Genomic DNA, 25,143 nt, shown 5'->3' with positions numbered 1-25,143 from the left:
ACTCTCTGGTGTCGCTCTGGCTTGCCCTGATTGGGTTCGGCGATAGCCAGGGAGTGAACACCCTCGAACTACCGAAGAGACGGCGGCCAGGTTCGGCGAGGTCGTTGGCGGGCAATGCTTCCCCACGATAAGCGACTTCCAGCTTGCTATCGACTGGATGCGGGCACAGTTGCCCCCATGAGCTTTTGGGCCAAATGGGGGCTGTTAGTTCCCTCATCATTCCACGGGTTGGAATGCCCCGGAGATTGGGCTAGATTTGTGCGAACGACCAAGACTGAAACAAGGATGTGTCAGATGTGGGCTGTCATGGCTCTGCCGGGGTCCGTACGATCAAGCTGACAGGCGTCTGCTGGCCTAGCTCCATCACATCTGCTCTGAAGGGCGCAACTGCATATGCTCTGGAAGCCAATGACACATGGGGAAGACCTGTTCCTTCTCTTACATGAGCGAGTTCATCATGCGTTCGCTGGGCGGGAATTGGCATCTGAACTCGGCTTCTTGATCTCCTCCGATGACTTCATGGACTACATGAAGATGTCAGCCAGCATCGAGTTTTTCATGCGATGCGTTAGAGATGCCCGGCTGGTGCTAAGTCGAACCCAGGGATCCACACCCGTCAGTCTTGCTGAAAGTGTTGGGATGCTGATCGATCTGCCGCCAGGGCTCAGTAGAGAACGAAGGTTCCAAGAACTGCTCTGGCACGTCGCAGAGAACAACGGGCGACGCAATGCCAGTGAAGAGTTGCAAAGAGAGGTCATGCTCAAGTTGCGGAGCATTTGCTACATGTGCGGTCGCCAGGTGTCGAAGGGGGGGAGGAACGGGCATCCAGTCCGAACAATTGAGCACATCTGGCCGCACACGTTCGGCGGACAAACTATCCCGGAGAACCTCCTGCCTGCATGCGACTCATGCAATCGCAGAAAGGGGCACGCTTTCTCCTGGACCACAGGACCCGTGCTCTCAACGCTGGTACACGCTAATGAGAAGATCAACAATGAGTTGCGTATGTCACTTGGATTGGCAAAGGTTGCGCATCAGGCTTCCAAGGGCAACAAACTGCGAACGCTGAAAGAGGCGATACTTCTATGTCAGCCTGTTAGCTACCAGCCGGAACTGGCGGTAGATGAACATCATTTCTACTTCGAACTTCTACCGCAGGTCCGGGCATGAAAACCAAAGCGAAGAGCACCAATAAGTTCACCTACAGCGCGTTGAAGTACTCTCAGCGTGGCGGTACATCCGGCGCCCCTCCATTCGTAATCTTCCATGCGCCCGCGGGCGAGATCCTCAAGTGGGCTGATGTTGAGAGGCTGACGCCGAAGACACCCACCGGTGCCCAGCGCCCCCTAAAGGACCTCAAAGTCCGAAAGGTATCCAAATTTGTTCGGGCAGACGATCTCAACACCATTCCCACGTCGATTATCGTCGCCCTTGATCCGAGCTCGGTCTCCTTCAAAAGCCTCGGTGACGATAAGTTGGGGCAGCTAGGCACAGTGACCATCAATGTGCGATCCAAGCACCCGGGCCTAATCATTGACGGCCAGCATCGAGTGCACGGTGTGGCCGAGGTGTCGCCCAGTATGCACCTGAACATCGTTGCCTTCTTGGAAGATGATGACTCTGAGCGGGCATTTCAGTTCGTAGTCATCAACAATACGGCTTCCCGAATCAGTCGCGACCACATCCAGGCACTGAATCTGCATTTCGATAAGGAGCAACTCAATGGGCGCTTGATCACGAGCTCTGGAGTGGGACTTGGGATCTCGGATCGCAAATACGACGACCTTCAGGTGATTGATCGTAGCGAGCCCTTCTCCCGCATGCTCAACTACCCGACCAATGGTAGTGGGTTCATTCCACCCAGCGCGATTGAGTCTGCGCTTCAGGAGACCTATAACCGTGGGGCGTTGCTCGGTATCGAAGGCGATGAACTGGAGATGTTTCTGTCCATCTGGACCGCCATTCGCGACCTCCGTCCGAATGCTTGGCGGCCGGACAGCAAGCTTCTTCACAAGGTCAGCATCCATGTCATCACTGTCTACTTGCTAGAAAGCATGATCTCCAGGCAGCGCAACACTGACGATTTGGTCGATTTCACCAGCGTTGCCGTTCTGGAGGACCAAGTGCGGCGGGTGATTGGACGTATTCCTGAGCAGTTCTGGACGATGGAGTGGAAAGCGAAGGAGCTCGATACAAGCTTGGGAAGAAAGGTTCTCATGGAAGCACTGGGGGTCATTGACTCCAATGCACGGTTCAACCGCATCTGGTACGAGAACGTGGCCTTCATTGACGCAAACTTGGTCGTAAAAGAGGCGGCATCTTCAAAGTCGACGGGCGGCAGGAAGAAGGCTGCAAAGGCGGCCAAGAAGGGCGCCGGCTCTGCAGTGAAGTCGACAAAGGCGAAGAAGGCTGTCAAGTCCAGGGGCGGCAAGGCTGCCAGCAAATCTACTGGATCGGCATCGGGCGTAAAGGCCAGAGTAGCAAAGCGTGGGGCGGGTGCTAGATCATAGTGACGAACTGGCGCTCTCAGGACCTAGCTCAGAAGGAGGGGGGGAATCCGTCGGTCGCGTGAATCAAGTGCTCCAGAGGAGTACCTCGTACATCCACCAGTCGCACCCTGGGTTCCTGTGCATATCGCTTTGGCATGACCCCAAAAGGTCCGATGTTCGTTTCGGAACATCGGAACCTTCAGCCAGTCGATGATAAAGAATGGCTGGCTCCTAAGTGGACCTCGCTCCTGTCAGGTTATCCAGCCGCTGGTTCACCGACCTTAGTGAGGATAGTCAGGAGAAAGGGTGGGGTAGTTTTGAGCGATCCAGTTGATCACGTTGCTTCGGCCCTGAAGGTCCGCCCGGCCAGGCGACTTGCCTGCCGCGTGCTGCGACTGTTCCGGAGGGGAAGTCGAAGGACGACGATCAGCATGTGGCTCGCCGTGACCTTCCGGACGGAAAGAGGGCACCTCAGCCCGGGTTAGCCCTGAATGCTCTTGTACGAATCCCATCCTGCAGCCCGGAGCTTGCAAGCGTCGCACTTGCCGCAGCCATAGCCCCAGGGGTGCAGGATGGACCGATCACCCACGTAGCACGTGTGCGTCCTTTCGTTGATGACCCGAACTAATGAGGGCCCCCCGAGCCTCTCGGCCATGAGCCAGGATTCCGCCTTGTTGATCCACATCAAGGGCGTATGAACCACAAATCGGGAGTCCATACCCAAGTTCACGGCTAACTGGACCGCCTTGATGGTGTCATCCCGACAGTCCGGATAGCCAGAAAAATCGGTCTCACAAACACCGGTGATGATGTGCTTGGCGCCGCGGCGGTAGGCTAGGGCTGCCGCCAAGGTGAGGAATACCAAGTTGCGGCCCGGGACGAACGTGGCAGGCAATCCTGCAGTTCGCAGCTTTGTCTCGCTCGCGCCCGTCAGCTCCGACTGGCTGATCTGTCCGATGATCCCCGCATCATGAACGTGGTCCGGCCCCAGGCGCGCCTGCCACTCGGGCCTGATGGCACTAATGGCCGTTCGAACATCTTGTCGAACGGTCATCTCAATATCGTGTACTTGGCCGTACTTGAAGCCCAGCGTCTCAACGTGGTCAAACCGATCCAGCGCCCAAGCCAGACAGGTTGCCGAATCCTGGCCGCCGGAGAACACGACCAGTGCAGAGCGCTCATCAATGCCGTTGCCGACGGGGGTGCCTTCATTCGCCATCATGTTCTCCAATGTATTCGCAGGACTCGCCGTTCTGGCCTCGCTTGACGACGACCCTGTGCAGGCCTGAAAGGTCAGAGAGGTCGCGCCAGACAAAGTAGGCAATGTTCTCCATCGTGGGGGCACCCATGCCCTCAATCTCATTCAGAAAGACGTGATCAATCTTGGATTTGGTCCGTTCGATCCGGCGCTCGAAGTCGCCCATATCGATCACCCAGCCTCGATCATTCCGGGGGCCGCGGGCCCACACTTCAACCTGGTAGGAGTGGCCGTGGACTTGGCGATAGCGCGGATCGCCATCAGGCCCTGCATCGAGTTGGTGGGCTGCATCGAAGCGGAATTCTTTGCAGATGTTGAAGATCGGCTCACTCATGGTATGCCCAGATATTTGTGTGTCTGCATGCTTAGCCTCCACTTAGGGTGAGCCTTGCAGTACTCAATGGCAGCCTGTGTATTTGCCGCTTGATCAGGCCCATCCATGGGCTGGAGGAAGTACTGGTCGGCTACGAAGTCCGAGAATGCCTCTGGAGGGGCATCCGGTTGAGGGAAGACAAGCTTGAGTTCGTTGGCCCTCTTGATCTTTAGGGGAGCTGTCCCTTTGGGGCTAACAGTCAGCCAATCGATGCCCGCAGGCGGCTGGATCGTACCGTTAGACTCAACTGCGCATCTGAAGCCGAGAGCATGTAGAGCACGTAGTAGCGGCTCGTCCAACTGTAGAAGAGGCTCGCCGCCTGTGAAAACAACAAGGCGGTTGTCGGTCTCCTGATGAGGCCAAAGATCAGCAATGACGTAAGGGAGGCTTCCATCGTCTGGGTACTTCCCGCCATTGAGGCCATTGACACCGACAAAGTCGGTGTCGCAGAAAGTGCAAGCAGACGTTGCGCGATCCTTCTCTCGGCCGGACCAAAGGTTGCATCCAGAGAACCGACAGAACACCGCAGGACGACCTGCTTGGAATCCTTCGCCCTGGAGGGTGTAGAAGATCTCTTTAACCGCGTACATGTGCAGGAACTCCGTTCGGAGCTTCCAACGACTCCCGAACCTTCTGTACCAAGTAGAACGAGAGTAGCTTCCAGTCGGCCGAAACCTTCTGAAGTCCGTTCCAGCGACGTGTCTCAGGACCAAAAACCCACTCACCTTCGGTCCACGCAGTGACCGAGCGAAGTGCCGTGAGTGGCTGGATGAAGTCTTCGCGCTTGGTCGCTCCAATCGCAGAGTGCAGGTACTCCATCACAAAGCCCATTGCAGTGATGCCGACACTGTGGATGAGGCGGGAAGTTGTAGGAGTGTGGTCCTTCCAGGCATCGTGGAAGACATGGCTGACTGCGTGGAAGTACTCGCTGATGAGATCTGCGCCCTTGGTCTGCATGAGCTTCTGGTCATTTCGGTACATGCGCAGCGCACCGTCGGACATCGAGTTCATGATCAGTTTCTGCATCACGGTGTCCTGGATCACACCGTGAGGTGTGGTCTGTCCACGGATCATTCCCTTCAAAGACGAACTTCTGCCGAAGTTGAGCGTCGCGACAAGGCTCGATGCGTCTCGGCGGGAGTCCAGGCGGAAGGGCATGCCAGACCGGTTGGCGATGGGCAGAAGTTCATAGATCATTCCCTTGTTCAAGGGCTTGGTGTTGTTGATCAGAATGAACTGCTGGGTGAGCTCTTCGTGACTGCTGCAGATGAAGGCCGAGACCGGGACCTGAAAGTCTGCGCGACCGATCTCCCGAAGCGCGCTAAACCGCTGCTGGCCGTCGACAATCTGTCCCGGAACACCCTTGCTGATGTCCACAATCAGTTGCTTGCTACCGTCTTTGGCCGTCTTGATGGTCGCACCAGTGCCAGCAACAAACCCGAGCACGATCGGATTGGCCAGGATGGCATCCGGTCGTGCCAAATAGTCGCCGATCTCGCGAATGTGCTTTGCAATCTGCGGCCGCTGGAAGCCGGTCGGCAAACCATTTTCGTCACGAGCAAGTCGATTGATGCTTGCGATCTGGTCGATCTGCTGTGCGGTTGCGACGAAGAAGGCGACCTGAGAATCCGGAGACTGCTGTGGTGCGATTGCGTTGAAGGTCAGTTTCTTGGTCATACTGCGAGCCTGTGAGCGAGAAGGTGTTCGTAGAACACATGAAGGTTGTGGAAGCCGCGGCGCTTGTTGCGGTTACTGCTCCTGAACAGAAGGGTCTCAACGCCCCCTTCAGAACAGACGCGGCACTGGCATCTAGTCCAGGGCTGTTCGGTCAGCGTGCGGTGGTAGATCGCTCGCTGCTTGACCAGGGCGCGCATCTGACTCGCCTCGTCATGGTCCTCGCGCCAGTTGAGTGCCTTCCAGTAGGCCAGGATGTTATCCAGTGCGGGCTCAATGGGCATCTTGCCACTAGAGAACGTGCGAACTGAGTCGAGGGCGGCAGCCTCCAAGCGCATCGCAACTTCCTGGTTGAGTACGCCTCGGCGTGCCTTTGTTTTGAGCTTGTTGTTCTCGCGGGCTTGGGGAACCCGAATGGCGGTGTAGTAGCTGAGTTGACCTTGCGAGTCACGAGAGAAGTAGTTCTTGACTGCGTCCTTGAACGCTCGCACAAGAGGCGAGGTCGTATCGAAGCTGGCTATTCCGTACTGCTCAAACTCTGAAAGATTCTCGATCTTTCCGAATCCTAGAAGATGCAGTTTGACGTGGCTCGGGATTGCGCTGCGGATAGCAGCCAAGGCAGCATGGATCTGAGGTACCTTAAGAGGGACCAGGCCTCCTACTGCCAAGTAGCTGTAGCCCATCTTGACCAACTCAGCAGCTGCGCGCCCCATGCTTGGACCTGACCAGCCCTGGATCACCCCCATCGGCACGAAGCCCTTCACGCGCTTACTCTCCGCATAGAACTCAGAAGCAAGTTGCAGCGTCAGTTCGTAGCGATCAAGCGTCTCTTGAGGCATCTCCTGCCGCGAGCGACCAGAGCCCTCATCGAAATCAAAGATGATGTGGTCAACGGAACAACCATGGGTAAAGCCACCGTCGGCGTAGAAATCCATCGTATCGGCAGGTGTGTAGGGTGGTACGGCCTGATCTCGATACGTGAACGCGCCACAATCGCCGAACAGGAGGCTGTCCGGATACTTGTCCAACGTGTATCGAAGGAACTTTCGGGCACCCTCGCGCCTGAAGCGCATGATCTGAGGCAGGGTGTACTTGCCCTGATGCTGGATGTCACCGACCACCCCTCGTGAGACCAGGATTCCGTCGTACGGGGAGCGTTCCAGGAACTCGTGCGGATACTCGTCGTCCCACTGGACGACGCGTCCCGCCGAGGTGCGATCGTTGGCAAAGTCATAGTCTGGATCAACAAAGTCCAGTGCGTCGGCATAGATGAACTTCATTGACCCATGTGCCTCAGGTTGTGGAGTTGGGAGAGTCGGATCAACTGGTCACTCAGCAACCTGATGTCCTTGGCAGTGCTTTCCACCTGATTCCAGGCACAGTCCATATCTGGCCACCGCCCAGCGGACCACGCGCAGTGGGGCGCAATGTCCTCAAGCACCTTCGAATAGAACCTGCCTTCATTGCTCCGGTTCAACAGGCGGGGGCTGAGGTAATCCATCAGTGCGCCTAGCGCAGTGATGCCGGCGCTGTGCAAGAGTCGGCTTTGCTCGGGCGGAAGACCCCAGTCATTGGGGAACGCGCGCTTGACCGCCTTCCAGAAGCTCAGGATCTGCGAGTACATCGCCGTAGGATCCGTATTCCCTCCATCCAGCGACCGGAAAGAGGCCAGAGCCCCCAGCGGATTGTTGATCTGCTTTTGAAGCATGCTTACCAGTGCCGAATCAGTGACGATTCGGCCTGGGCCTTTGCTGGAAGTCCTTCGAATCAAACCGTGGAAAGGCGACTCCGGGTCTGTATCCAATCGCTCCACCAGTGCGCTTGGGATCTGGCGCATGGCCATATCTGCAGGCAGTCGGCGCGCGTCAACTTCTGGAAGCAACTCGTCAACCATCCTCTTGGGCAGCGGACGTGCCTTGTTGACGAGGATGAACTGCTCCCGCTGGGTCTGCAGATCGTCCGAAACGAAGGCAATCACTGGTACGGGTAGAGTGCTGTCCGCAGCCCTTGCTAGGGCAGTGGAACGCTGCTGTCCGTCAACGATCCACGCGCATTTGCTGCCATCCCGAGGCATGGGAATGCGCAGTACGCCTGCATCACCCGAGGGAATCAACTCTTTGGGAGTTGGGCCGCGAGATCGGCTGAAGGAGGCCTGGGGCGAAAGGGCGAGGAGGATCGCATTCGGAAACAGTACCGGACCGCTGTTGAGGTAGTCCACCATGCCGGAGATATGCTTCTGAATGGCATCGCGCTGGAAGCCCTCCAGCCCCTCGTTCGTTCGCTCCAGACGTGAGACGTCAGCGATCTCCAGTACTTTGGAGCCGGGCAGGAAGAAAGCGTAGACGGCAATGCCCGCCTGTTCGGTGCGTACGGCTCGAATAGCGACAGGGTTTGGCTTGCTCATCCTCGGACCTCGTCATATAGACGCTGAAAGCGTCGCTGTTCACAGGAGATGTGGCTGTTGTCTCTTAGGCGCCTAAGCGCCCCCTGGACCGACAGCCCATCTGCCGCCCACGGTGCAATGTGGGCGCGTAGCTCCATGTCATCCATGCGAACCCTCGCAATGGGCTTCGGTCTGCTCAGAGGTGCCAGAGCTTGGTCAATCAGGCGCTGATCATCACTTGGATCCGTAGGCAAGACGTCCCGGATGAGCGAGGCGAAGTGCTCCAAGGCCCTTGCGCCTGCATCAAGTTGAATGCCAGGAGAGATCAAATCGAGCCTTTGGTCATACCGCATCACGCGGCTGCGAACTATGGTTGGTAGGTGCGCAGCAATGCCCGGGCCGAAGATTCGCAGGCGCTCAAGCAGGGCCGCCGGCAACTGCGCGAGCGCGGGGCCAATCATTTGGGCATACGGTCTGGTCAGGCAGATGAGCACCCGGCCACGCGAGTCGTCCCCAGAGATGTCAGTTAGATCGCAGGCGTAGGGGCCATTCTGAAGCTCGGTCCACCACTCAGAAGGGGCGAACACGTCATTGACGCGATCGCTGATGGATGCCTTTGCTCCCGGCGCTAAGGTCAGGTCGTAGGACGGTACCGCCTTGGCAGACCCCACCAGCCCTAGCCCTGCAGAGATGATCCAAGTGGGAACCTCCAGATCCTGGCTCACGCGCAACGCACGCTTGAGTGAGGTGCCCAGGTAGAGATCTCTCGCGGGGCTGGTCGGCGTCGCTGCATGCAGTTTTTCCCGCCATCGACGTGCCACGGTGGCCTGCCTACCGGCAGTTACAGACCCAGCCTTCAGCCCAGGAGCCGACAGTTTCGACTTCCTGGAACTGCATGGGACAACCACTGAGCTCACGCAGGTTTTCACAGCATTTCTTTTTGATTCAGTGACTTGCATAGGTTCATCGCGCGATTGCTCGGGCGCGCGATCCATTAGCTCATGGCGGTGAAAAGCAGTCAAGCAGGTGATGGTATTTTTGCTCATTCCGGCCTCTTTGAAAACTGCATGGGGTCAGAACTTTGGCGCGATGCAGTTATTTCAAACCTTGAGCATACGCTTCGGTCTTCTTGATGAAAGTTAGCTGCCATGAAGGACGATCCAGTCGGGGGCCGGGAAGCCCTTCAACGACGGACTGGAGTGAGAGTGAGGAGCTTCCCGTTGCGATAGGTTGGGTGTATCGCGGGTGAGGCGTCGTCGTGCCTAGCTTGTTAAGTGGCAGCCATTGCGCTGGAATTTCTCAAGCACCACTGCGAGTGCGGGGCGAACTGGATCCGCTCGCCGCTAGCTTCCCCTATAGGGAAGTGGCAACCTGAATCTGCCAGGGCTGGGGCAGTGGCTGAGTTGCCGAAGCGCTGGCTTGGGGCACTCAGTAGGGGCGGCGATCTGGCTTTCCAACGACCAGCGCTGGTCTCGCTATAGACAGTTGGCCAGCGGACCTTTACGTGGCCCGAGGCCCGCGGCCCCCTTTTGCTAAAGGATGCCGGCGGGCTTGAGTGTTGCTCTACGGGCCTAGTTGCTACATGGGAATGAAGCTCGCCCTCTCTTCCTTGCAGCCATCACACAGAACGCGCATGTCCTCATCCTGATTGCTTGCATGCGCACTACTGGATGCTGCGGTTTCGCAAGTAGACTCGCCCCGTTAGGTGACAATAGGCAGGCGGCGCTTGTAAGGTGTGGGTGGCGACTTGCAGTTCCATCTTAGATCGCAGATGTCGCAAGTCTCTTCACCGGGCGGGATGGCTGGATCTGGCCATTGCCGTTTTTCCTGACAATCAATGATCTCATCAGCAGTCGTGTCGAACTCTTTCAGAGCCTGTTGAACGTCTTGAGGCAAGAATGTCAGTGTGTGCGTCGCTCGCAGAGGTCTCTTAGTTGGCTGTGCACCAGGCGCGAGTTCATTGAGGAAGTACAGAACCGCTTGCTTCGGGTAGACGCCATGCTTCTTCCTGAAGAGCTCAGCGTAGACCGTCATCTGCCACTTGTACTCCTTCAGCCTGGGATCTGAAAGCTTGGGCGCTCTTGAGCCCTTGTAGTCCCAGATCTCCATCTTCGCGGGATTCTGCGAGTCGTTTGGATCGGTGGCCAGGACGTCAACCACGCCTCTCAGAAGGTAGTTGGGACGCTCAGTCTCAATGCGGAACTCAGTATCCTTTACCCTTGGGTACAGATCTGGCCCCTCCAGTTTGTTGAAGCGCTTCAGGACTTCGCAGGCCAGTGCGGCAACAGAATGCGAGGCGGCTCGGACGCCATGCGAGCGGAGGGCATTCTGAACTTCAGTGAAGTAGCCTTGAATATCGCTGTCGGTAGGCAAGTTGCCTCCGGACTCGGCGTAATGTTTGTGGCACAGGTCCAGCACTTGGTGGACCGCGCTCCCGAAGAATGCCTGGGTTGCTCGAGCGGCTACAAAGCCGTCATTGCCGAAGGCTCCGTACTGCTTGCTGCAGCGCCTGAAGGAAAGGATGTCCGAGGTAAGGCTGAAACGCGGCCGAGCTTCAGTGTGAGGCTGTAGTGCGACCTTGAAGGGATAGAGGCTGGCAATGCTCATGGTCTGGTTCCTAAATTTCGTGCGCGCGATTGAGCAGCCAGGTTTTATCTGGTCCACATGGCGTCGTACCTTTGGAGACATGGGCCTTGGTTCCTACGAGAACCAAGGCGTACTCAGCGCGTGAGTACGCCACGTAGTACTTCCGTATCAAGTCGAGTTCAGCTCGAACCAATGCAGGCAACGCGTTGAACTGTCGCCCTGAGAGGTTGGGGAAGGCTGAGAACATGTTCTCGAGCGTGTGGGTGTCCTCGACTGTTGCGCTGTCCCCAAGGTGACCAACAAACACCACAGGGAACTCGAGGCCCTTGGCTTGGTGCATCGTCATCACAGAGAGCATCCCAGGTGGTGAGATGACGGTCCCATCCTCCACGTCATTCACCCCGCCGCGCGACAAATAGCCGAAGAAGCGAACATAGAAGGTTTTCAGCCAGTACGGATTCACCGATCCACTGCCATCGGCATTGGACTTGAGTGTTCCGCGGAAGACGTGAGGCTCGTTCTGCACTGGGATCGAAGCGTAGGACTCAATAAGCGAAGTCAACTTAGCCAGTCGAACCCGAGCCTCGGCGTCCACCATCGCTTGATCGAAGGGCGGCAAAGCCAAGAGATAGAAGGTCAGTTCCTGCAACTTGGCATCCAGATACACGTCTGGATTGGTGGCCAAGTTATTGTTCACCTCATCGATGTACTTGCTTAGCTGCGGATGGCTGCTCTTTAGTGAGAGTGCGGCGCTACGGAACCCTGCCAAGACATCGGGAAGCTCAAATGGCGCCCAGTTAGGAATATGTGCTGAGTGCGGATCGAGCAGAAGGAGAAGGCAACCCAGAAGCCCAGCGATTTCAGGCTGCTCAAGGAACTTCCTGTTGCGAGGGTTGTATACAGGCACATTGCGACTTCTAAGCGCCTCAACATACGGTCCTGCGTTGTGGGCGCTTTCCTTAGTGCTGCCGAGCAAAAGCACGGCCTGGCTGTAGTCAGCCAGCGTGCCGCAGGCCTTGAGGTCTACGACAGCGTCAGCGAACGACGAGGCGATGTCGGTCAACTTCTTTCCAGTCATTACCCCGACCGCCGGGTACGACCCTGCAATTTTTCCTTGAGCGGTCATCAATGGCTTGCCCGCTACGCGGGCGCCCGGGATGGCCATCGACGGGAATGCCGTTAAGTAGTCGTTGCAGAAGGAGACGATATCGGGATGGGATCGGAAGTTGCCCACCAGCGGATACTTGGCGACAGATGTTGGGGGAATTCCCCAGAAGGTCTGACACGCAGCATCAAACGTGACCATGCATTCCACGCTTGCACCGCGGAAGCGGTACATGGATTGATCGTCGTCGCCGACGACAATCAGGTTGTGTGGAGCACGGCGGCCAAGCTCGAGGTAGATCGATTCCAAGATCAGATTTGTATCTTGGTACTCGTCAACCAATACGTGGGTGATGCCTTTGTTCTCTGGATCGCCGGGGATGCCTTCGCGTAGCCGTTGCCCCTCCGCTGATTGCAGGAACTGCTGGAATCGGTACTGCAACTGCGAGAAGTCGCATCGATGATTGTCAATCAGGTGCTGCTGGAATTCTTCATAGAGTTCGGCAAGGCGCGCCATTGGACCGCCTGCCGCCTTCATGGATGCAAGATTCTTGCGTTCATCGCAAACGCGATTGAACAGTGTGATCAAAGTGCGGGTTTGAACCCATTCCGTCGGCAAGCGCTTGAACGTTGATTTCCAGTCGCGTGGACTCATCATGAACTCGAAATGAGACCAGAAGGGGCGGTCGCGCGCGTCATCCCCCTTCCTTATGAGACTCATGTTCTCGTGTACGAACATGCTGGTCTCAAGCTCGTCCATCAAGCGCACATTTCGATAAGATGCTGCGCGATGCTCCTGAAGGATGTCGTTCGCAAGCGAGTGCAGCGTCCCAATCCGTAGCTTGGACAGGTCAACTTCTGGGGCATTGGAGACGGATGCCAGGATCTTCTCGCGATGCCGCCCAATGCGATCAAGCAGATTCTTTGCAGCCTTCTCCGTGAACGTCGTTACGAAGATACATTCAGGCGGCACACGCTCGGCCTGAATCGGATCGTTCTCCACGAACAAGAGTCGCATCACATAGAGGGAAAGTACCTCAGTCTTGCCAGACCCAGGCCCTGCTAGGACCCAAGCTGGGCCCGACTTGTGACGAAGGATATCTTGCTGTTGTTGAGTCGGCTGGATTGCCGAATCTGCAGGATACAGCGCCTGCAAAAGTGTCTGAAAGTCCATTTCGTGCCCCCTGTTGGCACCGCCTAACTTACACCGGCGCAGTGCAGGAAATCCACCTCGCTCGCAACGCGATGAAAAGTTGGTCAATCGCATTGATGCGAATGTGTTTCGTTCGCGCGGAATCGGCGGGGACCGATGGCAACTGCGCTATCTGCCCGTTGCAGAAAGCACAGTTCGATGTGCATCTAAGGTGGCCGAGCTTCCAACGGATCAGAAATGCTTGCCGTCGGCGATCTCAGGACAAGTAGCAACCCCAACAGGGTGATCTGCTCAACGAGCGGAGAGGCCATTGCGGTAACAGCGGGCCTGCGAAGGCTTCTTGGAACTGCTCACTCTTGAGCGGATCTATCGAACGAGCTACTCCACCTTGGATACGGCATGAGTGGGTGTTGGACCTTGGCGGGCGCCTCGACAGCATCAAGCATGTGGCAAAGGATGCTTGGCAGGATCAGAGGTTTGCAACTCCAGTTAGAGCCATCCGTGCTGTCGGGTGGAGCCTCGCCAGACCGCACTCTAGTCGACTTTGGATGAGGTGCCCGGGAGCGATTCGCCTGGCTCTTCAGTGGTTGAACTTCAGATGCAGGGCGCTGGCTGCTCTCTTGTAGAGATCCCGCTCTGCCAGGTGGCGAAACCATATTGGCGTCACGCGCTCCGCGCGGCCGTGAGCCGATCACGCCCTGACAGTACTGGTCTGAAAGGTTCCAACAGTCTTGATTGAGTGCAAGTTTCCGTTGACTCTGAGGCAGGGGAGCAGAAGTGACGCTAACTAGCTCGCCCGTCTTCGCAGGCGCTTGGTCTTGAGCAAAGCCATTGGGCTAACTGTTGGGCTCATAGCGATTGCGCTTAGTTGCTCTTCTAGGCCTAGCGCCTTGAGTACGCACACGAGCGTCCTCACCGTGGACCCTTCTCCAGCCTCAAGCTGCACCAGTGCCCTGCGCGAGATACCCGCCTTGTCAGCCAGAACTGTCTGAGAGATGTTCTTGATGAGCCTTTTCGTCCGCAGGCGCTGTCCTAATGCCTGGGCAATTTCCTCTGGCGACTGGGCTGGAGTGTCGTTCATATGCGCGCAATTCCGCTCATTAGGGCGATTCTGCCCCCATAATGCGCGCAAATCTGCGCAGTTGCGACAGACGAGGTGGAAAAAGCAGCCGGATCGGAGACCAGGACTTGGAGAGTTCACTGCTCTGCGCTGGCCTTCATCTGTCTAGCTGCCAAGCTTGCAGGCGGGGGAGTGGCTCCCAGGGCGCCCGTTGACGTCCTCGGTGAATGGCACGGGGCACGAGCTTTCCTGGCCGCGCGGCCGCAGCCGTTCCGTCACCATTTGCTCATGTCGTAGGGGCGTTGGGTAGATATCGCTTGCCTCCGTGCACGCGAACTTCAGGTTATTTACTATAGATATCAAACAGATGCCGATCGGCTGGTGCTAGAGCTTCGATCTCTTGTGTCTCGTTTTTAAATGTTGAGTCTCTCTTTTACGTGGAAATGACATGCCTCCACCCACCAGCGCCGCCGCACTGGCACTGTGGTGCGGTGCCCGGAATGGCCGCTGCCGCCATCGCCTTGGATCCAATCCTTCGCCACTCACCGAGGCAATCGCGGCCAACTGCAATGCCTCGGCCTCCTCGGTATCCGGCAACAGGCTGGGCAGACGGGAGGCCAGCAGCGTCTTGCCGCAGCCAGGGCTGCCGATCAACAGCAGATGGTGACCACCGGCAGCGGCAACCTCCAACGCCCGCCGTGCATGCGCCTGTCCACGCACGTCGGCCAGATCAGGCAATGGCAACGGTGTCGTGTCTACGCGCTCCACGGGCGGTAACAGGCGTGGATTGCCCAGCCCGGCGCAGCATTCCAGCAGCGTACGGGCCACACGCACATCCGCATGCTCGGCCAAAGCAGCCTCTGCAGCATTCCCCGGTGGCACCACCAGAATGCGCCCGGCTTCGGCCGCCGCAATCGCAGCCGGCAGCGCACCAGCCACTGGCCGCAGTTCACCGGTCAGGCCAAGCTCGCCCAGGAACTCGTACTGCAGCAGCGACTGCGGATCGACCTGTCCGCTGGCCGCAAGAATTCCCAAGGCAATGGCCAGGTCGTAGCGCCCACCTTCCTTGGGCAGGTCGGCGGGCGCGAGGTTCAACGTAATGCGCCGCTGCGGGAAGTCGAAGCGCGCGCAGAGCAGGGCGGCACGCACGCGTTCACGGGACTCACGCACGCTGGTCTCGGCCAGGCCGACAATCTGGGTGGCGGGCAGGCCGCCAGAGAGATGCACTTCCACCCGCACCAACGGGGCATCGACGCCGGCGCGGGCACGGCTGTGGACCAGCGCCAGGCTCATGTGAGTTTTCCTGCGGAAGGGGGCTTGATGGTGCGGCAGGTGTTCCGCAGGGCGCTATCGGGAATTGCTGGTGGCGTGGCTAGGGGGATTCTGGAAAGGCGTGTTCAACAGCGAAGTTGGAGGGCGATATAGTGGCTCCATGCGCGCCAAGGTGGGGGCGCAGAAGGCTTGCTCAGCTCTGACGCAGAGAAGTGGGTATGCGAAAGTTGATTCCGCCATGGGCCGGTTTCCTCTCTTTCATTGGTTGCCCTTCGTCGCCCGGTCTGCGCGTGGGTGTGAGCAATGAATCCGGAGAGGCGATCTATCGGGTCAGATTGTGGGCACTGAGAGCCAGCTGCCGGAGGGTATGAAACCGTCTGGCAAGACCGAGTCTCGGATGAGGGGGATTTCCGTGAAAAGCGAGCGAATACTCCAACCTGATCATGGAGTACGCGTCGCGGAACATAGGGATAGGACCGAAGGGGCGATGATGAAGCTGAGACTACTGGCTACAGCAGTTGCGTTGGCCACCATGGTGGTGAGTATCCCTTCCAGGGCGGATGATGTCCTATACATAAACTACGCTCCAGATATGCGGTACTCAGCAAATGGTGTCGATTCCAGGTTGACCATACTTCGTGAGAAAGGTCTTTTTGGGTACGGCAACGAGTTCGGCAATCTTGAGCCTTGTCAAACTGGCGGTTCCTCGGACTGCCTTAAGGTTGACTTCATGGCCCTCTACAAGCTGCCTGATGGAGGGAAGGTTGGTGACAGGTACAAGGAGGGCGAGTTTACCTTCGCCGTGGTAGAGACCCTCTCCATTCCCATGTTGGCCGATGATCGCGAAGTTCTGAAGGTGGATGTGGAAAGGATTGGCGTTCACGCCAACTCCTTCTATTTCGATAGGAGAAAGGGAGTGATCGGCGTTGGAGTCAGGAACATCGGCAATAGCGCTATTCCGGAGTCGGTGTTCTTTCTCGAGCGGGGCAATGGCGTTTTCTCAAGTGAAGAGCGCAAGCCGGACTAAGTTGAGGCGGCCGTGAATGTCGCTGGACTGGTACGGCGTAGTTGCCTGGATCCCACTGCCCAGTTGGAGGTGCTGATCGCCTTCAACCCTGACGTCGCCCCGGAGTTCCGAACCATCGATGAGATCAGCGTTTCATCGATCAGTACGGGGCAACTCAGGACGGGGAGACGTCGGGTGGTTTCGTGCTACGGATGGCCGGTCAGGGCGATTCTCGCCAATCGCTGTGCGACACCCCGGACAGACACCGCTGCTCATCAGGCACCAACCCATCGAAGCGCCCGAACCGCGCCTCAACCCACGAAGGCCCCGCACTTTCCACCAGCAGCCTTCCCTCGCTCTGGTGAAGATCCAACCAACGCTCGAAACTGACGCGCAGCAGCTCGATATCCGGCGCCCGCCACCGTGCATCGGGGGGCAACCGGATCAGCACACGCGAGGGCGCATTCTCCACGTCCATCACCACAACACCCTTGCACCGGATCTGGAAGGATGTGGCGCCGGAAAAGCGTGTGTACAGTTCAAACCCCTCATCCGCTTTCACGGTCAGGAAGCCGAGGGCATCGCTGTACAGCAGCCGGTAGTCGGCCGGCTGCAGCTTCTGGTAGGCCCAGACCTGATCGCCCGCGGGCTTGGGCCACGCCGCCCACACTGCGCCGATCACCGCGATGCACGCCGCCACCGCGGCAAGACCGTGCTTCTTCATTCGTCACTCCGCACCCAGGCAGAAGGGGATGCACCGCCTGCGGGCGCTCAGTCCCTTGGCCGCATCCGTTCGTGGATGAAGGCCGTGAGTGCCATATCGGCCATCACCAGCCCCTCCATCACCCGGTCGCCCACGTACTGCTCGGGCTCACCGTTCTGGCGCGTGCGCTCGGCCGCCAGCAGGATTTCCTGCACGATGCGCTGGCCGGTTGCCGCGCAGTCGGCGTCGGACAGTGCCATCTGCCGGCTGCGCAGGTGGTGGCGCTCGGGCCATGGCTGGCCGTCAGCCGCAGCGCCGGCACCGATGGTGTGCAGGACGGCGATGAGGCTGTTGGGGTCCAGCGCAGGCGTGGATGACGGCGCTTCCTGGATGGGGCGCGGGGGAGGGGAGTGTGGTGTGGTCATGGCGGGCTCCGTGCAAGCAGGCAGAAGCCGCCACCGATAAAGGTGGCGGGCAGGGCGTGGCTCGAAAACCGGATGTTGGGAACCGGCGGGTACAAGACCCCCACGCCCCGCCCGCCATAGCCGGCAGACGGATTGCCAGCCGGCACCACGCGCGGTGGTGCCGGCTGGCAAGCGCAAACTACTTCCCAACAAAACGGGCTTTCGAGTCCCGACCACCGATGCACGGTGGCGCAGTAACGATTACCTGCTGTTGTTCGGAATGCCAAGGTGTAGGGGCAATGCCGCCAATACCCGAGACGCTTTTGGCATTGTCGCACAGCCCGGAAAAGGTGCGAGAGCCTTGGGGTTGTAAGCGAAACGGCACTTCTGGGATGGAGTTGTCAGATCGTCCTGAAGGAGACGCAAAGCGCGGCAAATGCGACAGCATTGATTCGACGGCAATGTGTGATCACCGTTGCGATGGGGCTGGCGCGGCGTACGCGTGTGTGGCGCGCTTCGCCGCCAGGCGTGAGTGACTTTCTGCCTATTGACCCTATGGGGTGCCACGCAGAATCTGACTACTGTTGTAGTCACCCGAAACTGTCCTGCCCGCCGCAGGAAGGTTCTGCGGCTTTTGAACGGATTCCACCCACTGGCGCAGGCCAAAACAAGGATCACTGTACGTGTTACGCCGCAATCGACTTCTTCTGTCTGCGGGTCTGGTCCCGCTTCCGTGGTTCCTGTTCTGGACCAGCGTTGCCGCCCTGTTCGCGCCGGGCTACAACCCACTTGCGCAGCACGCCAGCGAGCTGCTGCAGGCGCCCACGCTCGCAAGCATCTGCGCCAGGATCGCCGCCATCGGCTCCGGCGTGGGCTTCGTGGCGTTTTCCGTTGGGGTATGGCGGGAATCCGGTCGCCGGATTGCCGTAGGTGCGATCTGCTGGATGATATTTGGCGTCTCGATGCTGACCAACGGGCTCTGGCCCATGGGCCATCCGATGCATGGCTTCTATACCATCGGTATCGCCAACATCATTGCACCGGCGATGTCGCACATCGAGTTGAGCGCGTGGTCTGCCAGCCGGAGGGCGTACGCCGTGACCGCTGTGGTGAGCATCGCTAGCATCGTCTACCTCTGGTTGAACCTGGTGGGCGCGGACCCGGAGGGCTTCAGAGGGCTGACCCAGCGCGTGTTCTCGTCCATCAACTCGCTGTGGCCGTTCCTGGTTACGCTGTATCTGCTGCGCAGGGGTTCAAGCGCGTTGAAGGCGCAGCCGGCGCTTTGATGGAAGGGCATGCAGGCACATGGACGGCTATTGAGCGTGTGGAGTTGAGAAGGGGACGAGGTTGTTTCGCCGTCAGCTGATCTACGTTCAAGTGCACCAGGACCATTTCATTGCGCGCCTGGTGGGCGGAGACAGGACCATCCGTCGCCAGTGTCACGCCCTTGGAAATCGCGCAGGGGCGATCAAGGACTTCTCCGTATTCCGGCCTCTACTGAAGGAACTCTTCTCGGAACTCAGGTCCGGGTTTTCACTTCAAAAGCCGTGGGCGCTTCTTCACTTTGATCCGGTTGAGTATCCGATCACGAAGGAGGAGCTGGCTGGGTTCCAGAAGGCTGCCATGCAGAGCGGTGTGAGCTTCTGCTTTCTCTCCACGTGGGAGGAGCGGCACGAAGACAAGGATCTGTTGGAGATGTTCAAGTAGGGTTCGACCGAATCCATTCTTCCGGGCCGAACCGACTCGGGGTTGGGCCTGGTCGAGGCACTGCGAGAGTCCGCTCTTGGCCGAAAGCGGACCCGCGGTCCAGGTGATTCCGATATGGGGGCAACCATCCGCCCGCGAGAGAGTACGGACACGATCAATCGGATAAATGACGTAAGCCAGTGTGACGCCAGAGTTCGACTCTACACACCTACGTGGAGCACGAAGAACCATTTCAGGTGATGACTTCGGCTCAGGTGGGGCTTGAGGATCTTACAGATGCATCCTGCACGCTCCATTGATTATGCTAGTTTGATTCGCTGAACAACACGATTGCTCTTCACGGGATGAGATGCCGGGTGGCGCTGATAGCACTTTTCGAACGCAGCAACAGGAATTTACGCTGGAACGAATCGCAGAAGTCCTACGCATCCCAATAGCTAGAGGCCAGTCATGAGTTCGACCCTCGAGTTCTTTGTTGAGACGATCGCCAAAGATCGCACTGGGCAGTCGGTGTACGTAGGTTTTGTTGTCACGGGCGGCCCGCTATGCGTCGGAGACAAGTTTGTCTCGATGTATGAAATTCCGAGGACACTGGAAGACATCCAACTGGGACGCCGGCGCACATCTCCAGAAACCCTCCGTGACATCTCTATTGGTGTGGATGCAATAGATGCAAACAGGCGGCGAGTGCAGGCGCTACCTGATGGCGTGACCGGTGCACTTTATCTAACGGGCGAAGACGTGGGGTTTATTGGAGCTCGAACATACTTGCTAGCGTCGGGTTGATCTAAGTGATCCTCAGTCATTGCCAGCGCAACGATGCTCGGTGGCGATTGCCCGATAGAGATCCGGCTCTCGCGCACCAATGATTTGCCAATCAAGGAAGGCGAGATAAATTTCATGCAAGGACAGGCTGTGAAAGCTGTGCTTGGAACGGGGACTACGCTCTATATTTTCAACGCAAGCGTCGTCAAGTACGATCTCCCGATACCACGGGCTCACACCGTCAGGAGCGATGGATGAAGGTCGTCTACAGCTTGCGCAATGATCTTGAGAAAGATCTGTCCAGGATTCGAGATGCACAATCCCTGACGTTGAACGACGCGAAGCCATTGCTTGGATTAAAGGGCAATAAGGGTCTATTTGGTAGCGAGGAGTGGTGGTCCAATATCGAGTCCGGAGTCATTGAGGGTGAGTGCGTCACGGGTGTAATCACGAGCCTGTACGTTGCGGGGCAGGAGCGCCTCGAGCACCCAAACGAATTCGAGTTCACCCTAAATGATGGGAGTTCAAGGTCGGAAGCAATCTTGACGGATGATCCAAATTCCATTTCTGCATACGCCATCGGACGGCAAGTTCAAATCCACTACGCGTACGATGAGCTTAAGTGTCCATTGAGAAATGGGCATCCTCAGTATCTAGACTTCGTTTTGAGGATAGAGATCGAAGAGTGATGGCGCTAGTTGGCTTCGGTGCGGCACGCGATGAAAGTGCGGTGCCACTCGATTTTCGTGCCTGGCTTCCGGCGCGAAGATTCGGCTTGTGAACTCGCGCCTGTGGTGAGCGTCCGCTTCTGGCCGGAAGCCGACGTCGCTCTCGAGCCGAGCAGCCCTGGTCTTTAGCGTGGCAGTCCTTGCGGGCTAGGAACCGAGGTATCGGTAGCTGCCAATGCATTAGGCTCATTGGCGCCTTTCTCTTCGCGCACGTGACCAGTCCAATTGGCTATGTGAACTGCCAAGCAGACATGGGAACGTAAGAAAAGCCCGCAGCTTGGCGCATACGGGCTTTCCATGACAGCGCCACTTCTCCTCTGGGGGAGTGTTACGAACTCACTTCAGCGCGGAAGGCAATCTCGATCAGCTGTTCAGGGAAGGCGAGCGCGGACACTCCGATGAGGTTGCTGGCCACCTGGGGGACAGCCTGACCGTAGACGGCTGGCCTGACCTTGCCGCTAGCGGCAAACGCGGCCGGTACATCGATTACGAAAAGGGTTTCTTCCACCACATCCGCCAGCGATGCACCCAGCTCGGCCAACAACACCTGGGCGTTCGCATAGGTGCGCTTCATCTGCGCCTCCATGGTGTCGAAGTTGGCAGGCTTCCCATCAGCCCCCAGAGCAGCCGGAGCTACCAGCTGACCCTCCGGCGTGTGCGAGAGCTGGCCCGAGACGAAGATCGAATTGTTCACGCGAACGGCCTGCACGTATCCATAAGCCGATTCCCACGGCACGCCAAAGCTGGCCGTCTTGCGGTTGGAGGCGCTCATTTCGTTGTCCTTCCTGTGTAGAAGGCACCAGTTTGCCGGTAGGCGAGGTTGCCTACCTGCCCCGAAAGGGTGATACGAGAGCGTCTGCTCAGGCGGAGGGTGTCCGCTTCTGGCCGGAAGCGGACATCGTTCGACGACCTGCTGCATTGATCTTCCGTCAGCCAAAACACGGGTCTCTCCTTCCCTCAATTGATGATCTCCCCACTGCCCGACGCGACAAACGCCCTCAACTGCCGAACGAACTCCGCGTCATACAGCTCCCACTCCACAATCTCCCCCACAATCCGCAACGGCTGCGCACTCCGATACGAGCGCGTCGGGTTCCCGGGAAACTTCTTGTTGGTCACGTTAGGATCGTCCTCGAACGGACCGGTCGGCGCCACTACATACACGCGCGGTCGCCCTTCACCCTTGGCCATCTCCGCAGCCAACCCGGCGCCCTTGGCAATCGTGGTGAAGTAGATGTGGTTCATCACCACACTGTCGCGATAGTTGGAGCGGAAGCCCGCACTCAGCAACTCGCCCGCCGCCAGATCAGCGCGGGTGCCGTGGTAGAACGGCCCGGCGACCTGGTCGCAGGTGTCATGCGAAACGGGTGTCCATTCGGTGTCCTGCGCCATCGGCACTGCCCCTGCGTGTCCTGCCGGATCGACAGGCCGGCGAGTCTAGGGCGCCCGGTGGGCCTTGCTGCAAGGTCCCATCCGGGAAATACTCTGTAGTGGGAGGCGCGGTGCGCCTCCTCTTTCATTCTGCGGCGCCGCGCCCTTCCAGTTCGCGCACGGCGGTTTCCAGCGCATCCAGCTTCTCGCGGGTCTTCAGCAGCACGGCGCGCTGCACTTCGAACTCCTCGCGGGTGACCAGGTCGAGCTTGGCCAGGCCGGCCTGCAGCGCGCTCTTGAAGGTGGCCTGCAGTTCCTCGCGCGATTCGCGCAGGCCCGGCGGCACCAGGTCGCTGAGGCGACGGGCGAGGTCATCCAGTTGGTTCAGGTCGATCATGGGGGTACTCCGTGGTGCGGGCGGGCCGTGCAGGCCACAAGGATACTGCTGGGCCGGTCGCCCGCACAGGCGTGGGCTGTTTCGCACCGGGTGCGTTCAGGCGCTATCCTCCACGCCGGAAGACAGGAGATAGACGATGAAGATGGTCATGGCGGTGATCAAGCCGTTCAAGCTCGACGACGTGCGCGAAGCGCTGGCCGAGCGTGGGGTTACCGGCATCACGGTGACGGAAGTTAAAGGCTTTGGTCGCCAGAAGGGCCATACCGAGTTGTACCGTGGCGCGGAGTATGTGGTCGATTTCCTACCGAAGGTGAAGCTGGAAGTGGCGGTGACCGATGACCAGGTCGAGGCCGTGGTCGAGGCGATCGTGAAGGCCGCTGGCACCGGCAAGATTGGTGACGGCAAGGTGTTCGTGTACGACCTGGGCAGTGTGGTGCGTATTCGTACCGGTGAGTTGGACGCGGACGCGTTGTAAGCCGTTCGGCGGGATGTTGTAGAGCCGAGCCTATGCTCGGCTGCATTTCGCGCGATGCAGGAACAGCAGCCGAGCGTGGGCTCGGCTCTACAAAGAGCGGTAAAGCGGTCGAGCAAGCTCGACCCCTACCAAAGCAAGGCGGCTACCGGCGCTTCGCCCACTTGTAGAACCGCTTCCAGCCCTGCCGCACGGCCGCCACCCAACCCGGGTCGGCCACCAGTGCGGCCTGTGCGGCGCTCGGGGCCTGGCCGGTCATGCGCTGGCGGATCTTCAGCAGGTTCTTCATGTCGCTGCGGCGCATCTGCCGGCTGAGCGGGTTGCGGCGCAGCCAGCGCGGGGCGCGCCAGGCGGAGGTGAAGTCCAGCAGTACCGGTACACCGCCGCTGACCACTACGTTGGTGCCGTGCAGGTCGTTGTGGGTGATGCCGGCGGCGTGCAGGCGGCTGAGCGCGTGCTGCAGCTGCTCGAATACTTCATTGCCCACAACCTGGGCCGTGCTGAGGGTCTGGCCGGGAATGAATTCCATGCCCAGCGCCAGGCCACCGAGGGTGCCGAGCAGGGCCGGGGCGTGCCTCCAGCCGCCCAGGCGCTGCAGCATGCGCGCTTCGCGACGCACCATCAGCCGGGCGATCAGCGAAACCGGGGTGCCGCGGTAGCGGGAGTAGTCCTTGACGACCGCTTCGCGTCCATCCAGGCAGGTGCGGTAGACGTCGGGGGCCAGGAAGCGTTCGCCGCGCTTGAGCAGCAGCGGGGTGGCGGCGTCTTCACCGCAGGAGGAGGGGGGCAGGGCAGGGAGATGCATGTCGGGGTCTCGGTCGACCCGGTGGGTGGCGCAAAGCGTCAAGCGAACCGGTGTTACAGGGAGTTACTAAGTTTTCGTTAATTTTAGTACTCGCCAGTTCGCTATTCCACGATTTGTCGGAGAAATGTCGGGGTCGTGGCTGGAACAGTTCGTCACGCCCGATCGGACAATTCTGTCTCACTTGCTCCGGTTGGCCTTTAGCATCAACAGGTTGCGCGCTCAGCCCTGCGCCTCGTTCACAACCGGCTGAACGCGGCGCACGGGCAACTTGACCCCGGCGCACGGCCTGCCGACCATAAGCTGTTAATCCGCGACATCGGCGGCCGCTCCCATCGGCACGTCCCCGTCCTCTGCCGCGTTCCCCATTGGTGCTGGCCGTCAGGCCGTGCATCGCCCTGTTTCCCGTTCCGGCCACGGCTGGAGGAAAGTGTTTTGATCATCAAAATCGTACTTGCAGCGCTGTTCGTGGCCTGCGTGCTGTACATCCACTTCCGTGGCAAGGTGCGCGCGCGCTGGTCGCGCCAGCTGCTGGACCATTCCAGTTTCATGGCCCCGATCAACGTGGTCATGTACATGTTCTCGAAGGTGCCGACCACGCCCTTCCTGGACCCGGCCAAGGAGTTCCCGCAGCTGGAGCCGCTGCGCCAGAACTGGCAGATGATCCGCGACGAGGCGCTGGCGCTGCGCGATGCACAGAAGATCGCCGCCTCCAGCACGTTCAACGATGCCGGCTTCAATTCGTTCTTCCGCCGTGGCTGGAAGCGCTTCTACCTGAAGTGGTACGGCCCGTCGCACCCGTCGGCGAAGGCGATGTGCCCGAAGACCACGGCGTTGCTGGAGTCGCTGCCGGACGTGCGTGCGGCGATGTTCGCGCAGCTGCCCTCGGGCAGTGAACTGCGCCCGCACCGCGACCCGTTCGCCGGTTCGCTGCGCCTGCACCTGGGCCTGGCCACGCCGAACAACGACGGCTGCTACATCGAAGTGGACGGCATCAAGAAGAGCTGGCGCGATGGTGAGTGGATGATGTTCGATGAGACCTACATCCACCACGCGCACAACGAGACGCCGGATGACCGCGTGATCCTGTTCTGCGATATCGCGCGCCCGCTGCGCTTCGGCCTGCCGGGCCTGTTCAATCGTGCGGTGGCAGCCACGCTGCTGGCCGGCGGTGCCTCGCCGAACCTGCCGGGTGACCCGACCGGTGGCGTCAACAAGGCGTTCGGCAGTGTCTACAAGGTGCGCCTGAAGGCCAAGGCACTGCGCGAGCGCAGCGTGGTGGCCTACCAGCTGATCAAGTGGGGCCTGGTGGTGGCGGTGATTGCCGGAATCTGGGCGCTTTGAGCGAACCACGGCCGGGTCGCGCGCGGGGGATGTTGTAGAGCCGAGCCCATGCTCGGCTGCTTCTGCGCGAAATGCAGCCGAGCATGGGCTCG

The 25,143-nt window shown here is 59.0% G+C and carries 25 protein-coding genes and 1 pseudogene; 9 read left to right on the top strand and 17 right to left on the bottom strand.

Annotated features, from left to right (window positions below):
* Positions 1-393: 393 nt before the first annotated feature.
* The gene (locus D7Y61_RS09485) at positions 394-1,170 is read left to right on the top strand and encodes an HNH endonuclease (protein WP_164208703.1); all 777 of its coding nucleotides are present in this window, start codon (positions 394-396) and stop codon (positions 1,168-1,170) included.
* A complete protein-coding gene (locus tag D7Y61_RS09480; protein ID WP_164208700.1) occupies positions 1,167-2,510 on the top strand; it encodes a DGQHR domain-containing protein in 1,344 nt (447 codons plus the stop codon). Before D7Y61_RS09485 ends, D7Y61_RS09480 begins: the two co-directional genes overlap by 4 nt.
* Before the next feature lie 460 nt (positions 2,511-2,970).
* Here D7Y61_RS09480 and queC read toward each other — a convergent pair whose 3' ends face one another.
* From queC to D7Y61_RS09425, 11 genes and pseudogenes are all read right to left on the bottom strand, one after another.
* Positions 2,971-3,708 (bottom strand): 7-cyano-7-deazaguanine synthase QueC, encoded by a 738-nt coding sequence (gene queC / locus D7Y61_RS09475; RefSeq protein ID WP_049460432.1) that lies wholly within the window; start codon positions 3,706-3,708, stop codon positions 2,971-2,973.
* Positions 3,698-4,081, bottom strand: a complete 384-nt coding sequence (locus D7Y61_RS09470; RefSeq protein ID WP_080356716.1) for a 6-pyruvoyl trahydropterin synthase family protein — start codon at positions 4,079-4,081, stop codon at positions 3,698-3,700. Before D7Y61_RS09470 ends, queC begins: the two co-directional genes overlap by 11 nt.
* A complete protein-coding gene (gene queE, locus D7Y61_RS09465) occupies positions 4,078-4,710 on the bottom strand; it encodes a 7-carboxy-7-deazaguanine synthase (protein ID WP_080356717.1) in 633 nt (210 codons plus the stop codon). Before queE ends, D7Y61_RS09470 begins: the two co-directional genes overlap by 4 nt.
* Positions 4,697-5,797 (bottom strand): DGQHR domain-containing protein DpdB, encoded by a 1,101-nt coding sequence (gene dbpB, locus D7Y61_RS09460; protein ID WP_088611101.1) that lies wholly within the window; start codon positions 5,795-5,797, stop codon positions 4,697-4,699. The genes queE and dbpB (D7Y61_RS09460) overlap by 14 nt, the downstream gene beginning before the upstream one ends.
* Complete coding sequence (gene dpdA, locus D7Y61_RS09455) at positions 5,794-7,074, bottom strand: tRNA-guanine transglycosylase DpdA (RefSeq protein WP_049460436.1); 1,281 nt, start codon at positions 7,072-7,074, stop codon at positions 5,794-5,796. The genes dbpB (D7Y61_RS09460) and dpdA overlap by 4 nt, the downstream gene beginning before the upstream one ends.
* On the bottom strand, positions 7,071-8,198 hold the full coding sequence (dbpB, locus tag D7Y61_RS09450) for a DGQHR domain-containing protein DpdB (RefSeq protein WP_049460437.1): 1,128 nt from the start codon (positions 8,196-8,198) through the stop codon (positions 7,071-7,073). The genes dpdA and dbpB (D7Y61_RS09450) overlap by 4 nt, the downstream gene beginning before the upstream one ends.
* Complete coding sequence (locus D7Y61_RS09445) at positions 8,195-9,223, bottom strand: hypothetical protein (protein WP_180866034.1); 1,029 nt, start codon at positions 9,221-9,223, stop codon at positions 8,195-8,197. Before D7Y61_RS09445 ends, dbpB (D7Y61_RS09450) begins: the two co-directional genes overlap by 4 nt.
* A 655-nt stretch (positions 9,224-9,878) precedes the next feature.
* Entirely contained in the window at positions 9,879-10,784 is a 906-nt protein-coding gene (locus D7Y61_RS09440; protein WP_049460439.1) for a PD-(D/E)XK nuclease family protein, read from the bottom strand.
* Positions 10,785-10,794: 10 nt separating this feature from the next.
* Entirely contained in the window at positions 10,795-13,041 is a 2,247-nt protein-coding gene (locus D7Y61_RS09435; protein ID WP_164208693.1) for a UvrD-helicase domain-containing protein, read from the bottom strand.
* Between the two features lie 766 nt (positions 13,042-13,807).
* The gene (locus D7Y61_RS09430) at positions 13,808-14,101 is read right to left on the bottom strand and encodes a helix-turn-helix domain-containing protein (RefSeq protein WP_049460441.1); all 294 of its coding nucleotides are present in this window, start codon (positions 14,099-14,101) and stop codon (positions 13,808-13,810) included.
* A 429-nt stretch (positions 14,102-14,530) separates the two neighbouring features.
* Positions 14,531-15,373 (bottom strand): annotated as a pseudogene (locus D7Y61_RS09425) (magnesium chelatase domain-containing protein); the annotation flags it as partial.
* 376 nt (positions 15,374-15,749) lie between these two features.
* Here D7Y61_RS09425 and D7Y61_RS09420 point away from each other — a divergent pair.
* Positions 15,750-16,379 carry a hypothetical protein gene (locus tag D7Y61_RS09420; protein ID WP_180866033.1) on the top strand — a complete coding sequence of 210 codons (630 nt, stop codon included), beginning with the start codon at positions 15,750-15,752 and terminating at the stop codon, positions 16,377-16,379.
* A 199-nt stretch (positions 16,380-16,578) separates the two neighbouring features.
* On the opposite strand, the gene D7Y61_RS09415 is transcribed toward D7Y61_RS09420, so the two are convergent.
* The gene (locus D7Y61_RS09415; protein ID WP_180866032.1) at positions 16,579-17,082 is read right to left on the bottom strand and encodes a cold-shock protein; all 504 of its coding nucleotides are present in this window, start codon (positions 17,080-17,082) and stop codon (positions 16,579-16,581) included.
* Positions 17,083-17,129: 47 nt separating this feature from the next.
* The gene (locus D7Y61_RS09410; RefSeq protein WP_180866031.1) at positions 17,130-17,486 is read right to left on the bottom strand and encodes a hypothetical protein; all 357 of its coding nucleotides are present in this window, start codon (positions 17,484-17,486) and stop codon (positions 17,130-17,132) included.
* A gap of 662 nt (positions 17,487-18,148) precedes the next feature.
* On the opposite strand from D7Y61_RS09410, the gene D7Y61_RS09405 reads away from it, so the two are divergent.
* The 4 genes from D7Y61_RS09405 (at position 18,149) to D7Y61_RS09390 (ending at position 20,626) form a co-directional block, all read left to right on the top strand.
* Positions 18,149-18,751 carry a DUF998 domain-containing protein gene (locus D7Y61_RS09405; protein ID WP_180866030.1) on the top strand — a complete coding sequence of 201 codons (603 nt, stop codon included), beginning with the start codon at positions 18,149-18,151 and terminating at the stop codon, positions 18,749-18,751.
* Between the two features lie 61 nt (positions 18,752-18,812).
* Positions 18,813-19,172 (top strand): hypothetical protein, encoded by a 360-nt coding sequence (locus tag D7Y61_RS09400; RefSeq protein ID WP_180866029.1) that lies wholly within the window; start codon positions 18,813-18,815, stop codon positions 19,170-19,172.
* Positions 19,173-19,622: 450 nt separating this feature from the next.
* Positions 19,623-19,958, top strand: coding sequence for a hypothetical protein (locus D7Y61_RS09395; protein WP_180866028.1), 336 nt, complete (start codon positions 19,623-19,625; stop codon positions 19,956-19,958).
* Positions 19,959-20,191: 233 nt separating this feature from the next.
* Positions 20,192-20,626: a hypothetical protein gene (locus D7Y61_RS09390; RefSeq protein ID WP_180866027.1), complete on the top strand. Its 435-nt coding sequence runs from the start codon at positions 20,192-20,194 to the stop codon at positions 20,624-20,626.
* 367 nt (positions 20,627-20,993) lie between these two features.
* Here D7Y61_RS09390 and D7Y61_RS09385 read toward each other — a convergent pair whose 3' ends face one another.
* The 3 genes from D7Y61_RS09385 to ubiK form a co-directional block, all read right to left on the bottom strand.
* On the bottom strand, positions 20,994-21,437 hold the full coding sequence (locus D7Y61_RS09385) for a RidA family protein (protein ID WP_180866026.1): 444 nt from the start codon (positions 21,435-21,437) through the stop codon (positions 20,994-20,996).
* Between the two features lie 185 nt (positions 21,438-21,622).
* Complete coding sequence (gene arr, locus D7Y61_RS09380) at positions 21,623-22,057, bottom strand: NAD(+)--rifampin ADP-ribosyltransferase (protein ID WP_180866025.1); 435 nt, start codon at positions 22,055-22,057, stop codon at positions 21,623-21,625.
* Positions 22,058-22,181: 124 nt separating this feature from the next.
* The gene (ubiK, locus tag D7Y61_RS09375; RefSeq protein WP_019661550.1) at positions 22,182-22,433 is read right to left on the bottom strand and encodes a ubiquinone biosynthesis accessory factor UbiK; all 252 of its coding nucleotides are present in this window, start codon (positions 22,431-22,433) and stop codon (positions 22,182-22,184) included.
* A gap of 136 nt (positions 22,434-22,569) precedes the next feature.
* Here ubiK and D7Y61_RS09370 point away from each other — a divergent pair, with 136 nt between their 5' ends.
* The gene (locus tag D7Y61_RS09370) at positions 22,570-22,908 is read left to right on the top strand and encodes a P-II family nitrogen regulator (protein ID WP_005411374.1); all 339 of its coding nucleotides are present in this window, start codon (positions 22,570-22,572) and stop codon (positions 22,906-22,908) included.
* Positions 22,909-23,050: 142 nt separating this feature from the next.
* Here D7Y61_RS09370 and D7Y61_RS09365 read toward each other — a convergent pair whose 3' ends face one another.
* On the bottom strand, positions 23,051-23,710 hold the full coding sequence (locus D7Y61_RS09365) for an RIO1 family regulatory kinase/ATPase (RefSeq protein ID WP_180866024.1): 660 nt from the start codon (positions 23,708-23,710) through the stop codon (positions 23,051-23,053).
* Between the two features lie 435 nt (positions 23,711-24,145).
* On the opposite strand from D7Y61_RS09365, the gene D7Y61_RS09360 reads away from it, so the two are divergent.
* The gene (locus D7Y61_RS09360) at positions 24,146-25,051 is read left to right on the top strand and encodes an aspartyl/asparaginyl beta-hydroxylase domain-containing protein (protein ID WP_180866089.1); all 906 of its coding nucleotides are present in this window, start codon (positions 24,146-24,148) and stop codon (positions 25,049-25,051) included.
* Positions 25,052-25,143: the final 92 nt, after the last annotated feature.

It is taken from the genome of Stenotrophomonas maltophilia, from assembly GCF_013464485.1.
Taxonomy (GTDB): domain Bacteria; phylum Pseudomonadota; class Gammaproteobacteria; order Xanthomonadales; family Xanthomonadaceae; genus Stenotrophomonas; species Stenotrophomonas maltophilia_AW.
Note: the sequence above shows the minus strand (reverse complement) of the source record. Positions and strands in the feature narration are given on the sequence as shown.

What these genes read in the sequence shown, in the direction of transcription:
- queE (WP_080356717.1), bottom strand. Translation starts at nt 4,710, where the DNA reads ATGTACGCGGTTAAAGAGATCTTCTACACCCTCCAGGGCGAAGGATTC.
- D7Y61_RS09390 (WP_180866027.1), top strand. Translation starts at nt 20,192, where the DNA reads ATGAAGGTCGTCTACAGCTTGCGCAATGATCTTGAGAAAGATCTGTCC.
- D7Y61_RS09415 (WP_180866032.1), bottom strand. Translation starts at nt 17,082, where the DNA reads ATGAAGAAGCACGGTCTTGCCGCGGTGGCGGCGTGCATCGCGGTGATC.
- ubiK (WP_019661550.1), bottom strand. Translation starts at nt 22,433, where the DNA reads ATGATCGACCTGAACCAACTGGATGACCTCGCCCGTCGCCTCAGCGAC.
- dbpB (WP_088611101.1), bottom strand. Translation starts at nt 5,797, where the DNA reads ATGACCAAGAAACTGACCTTCAACGCAATCGCACCACAGCAGTCTCCG.
- D7Y61_RS09410 (WP_180866031.1), bottom strand. Translation starts at nt 17,486, where the DNA reads ATGACCACACCACACTCCCCTCCCCCGCGCCCCATCCAGGAAGCGCCG.
- D7Y61_RS09445 (WP_180866034.1), bottom strand. Translation starts at nt 9,223, where the DNA reads ATGAGCAAAAATACCATCACCTGCTTGACTGCTTTTCACCGCCATGAG.
- dbpB (WP_049460437.1), bottom strand. Translation starts at nt 8,198, where the DNA reads ATGAGCAAGCCAAACCCTGTCGCTATTCGAGCCGTACGCACCGAACAG.
- D7Y61_RS09370 (WP_005411374.1), top strand. Translation starts at nt 22,570, where the DNA reads ATGAAGATGGTCATGGCGGTGATCAAGCCGTTCAAGCTCGACGACGTG.
- D7Y61_RS09395 (WP_180866028.1), top strand. Translation starts at nt 19,623, where the DNA reads ATGAGTTCGACCCTCGAGTTCTTTGTTGAGACGATCGCCAAAGATCGC.
- dpdA (WP_049460436.1), bottom strand. Translation starts at nt 7,074, where the DNA reads ATGAAGTTCATCTATGCCGACGCACTGGACTTTGTTGATCCAGACTAT.
- D7Y61_RS09430 (WP_049460441.1), bottom strand. Translation starts at nt 14,101, where the DNA reads ATGAACGACACTCCAGCCCAGTCGCCAGAGGAAATTGCCCAGGCATTA.
- D7Y61_RS09480 (WP_164208700.1), top strand. Translation starts at nt 1,167, where the DNA reads ATGAAAACCAAAGCGAAGAGCACCAATAAGTTCACCTACAGCGCGTTG.
- queC (WP_049460432.1), bottom strand. Translation starts at nt 3,708, where the DNA reads ATGGCGAATGAAGGCACCCCCGTCGGCAACGGCATTGATGAGCGCTCT.
- D7Y61_RS09435 (WP_164208693.1), bottom strand. Translation starts at nt 13,041, where the DNA reads ATGGACTTTCAGACACTTTTGCAGGCGCTGTATCCTGCAGATTCGGCA.
- D7Y61_RS09485 (WP_164208703.1), top strand. Translation starts at nt 394, where the DNA reads ATGCTCTGGAAGCCAATGACACATGGGGAAGACCTGTTCCTTCTCTTA.
- D7Y61_RS09470 (WP_080356716.1), bottom strand. Translation starts at nt 4,081, where the DNA reads ATGAGTGAGCCGATCTTCAACATCTGCAAAGAATTCCGCTTCGATGCA.
- D7Y61_RS09365 (WP_180866024.1), bottom strand. Translation starts at nt 23,710, where the DNA reads ATGCATCTCCCTGCCCTGCCCCCCTCCTCCTGCGGTGAAGACGCCGCC.
- D7Y61_RS09420 (WP_180866033.1), top strand. Translation starts at nt 15,750, where the DNA reads ATGAGGGGGATTTCCGTGAAAAGCGAGCGAATACTCCAACCTGATCAT.
- arr (WP_180866025.1), bottom strand. Translation starts at nt 22,057, where the DNA reads ATGGCGCAGGACACCGAATGGACACCCGTTTCGCATGACACCTGCGAC.
- D7Y61_RS09385 (WP_180866026.1), bottom strand. Translation starts at nt 21,437, where the DNA reads ATGAGCGCCTCCAACCGCAAGACGGCCAGCTTTGGCGTGCCGTGGGAA.
- D7Y61_RS09440 (WP_049460439.1), bottom strand. Translation starts at nt 10,784, where the DNA reads ATGAGCATTGCCAGCCTCTATCCCTTCAAGGTCGCACTACAGCCTCAC.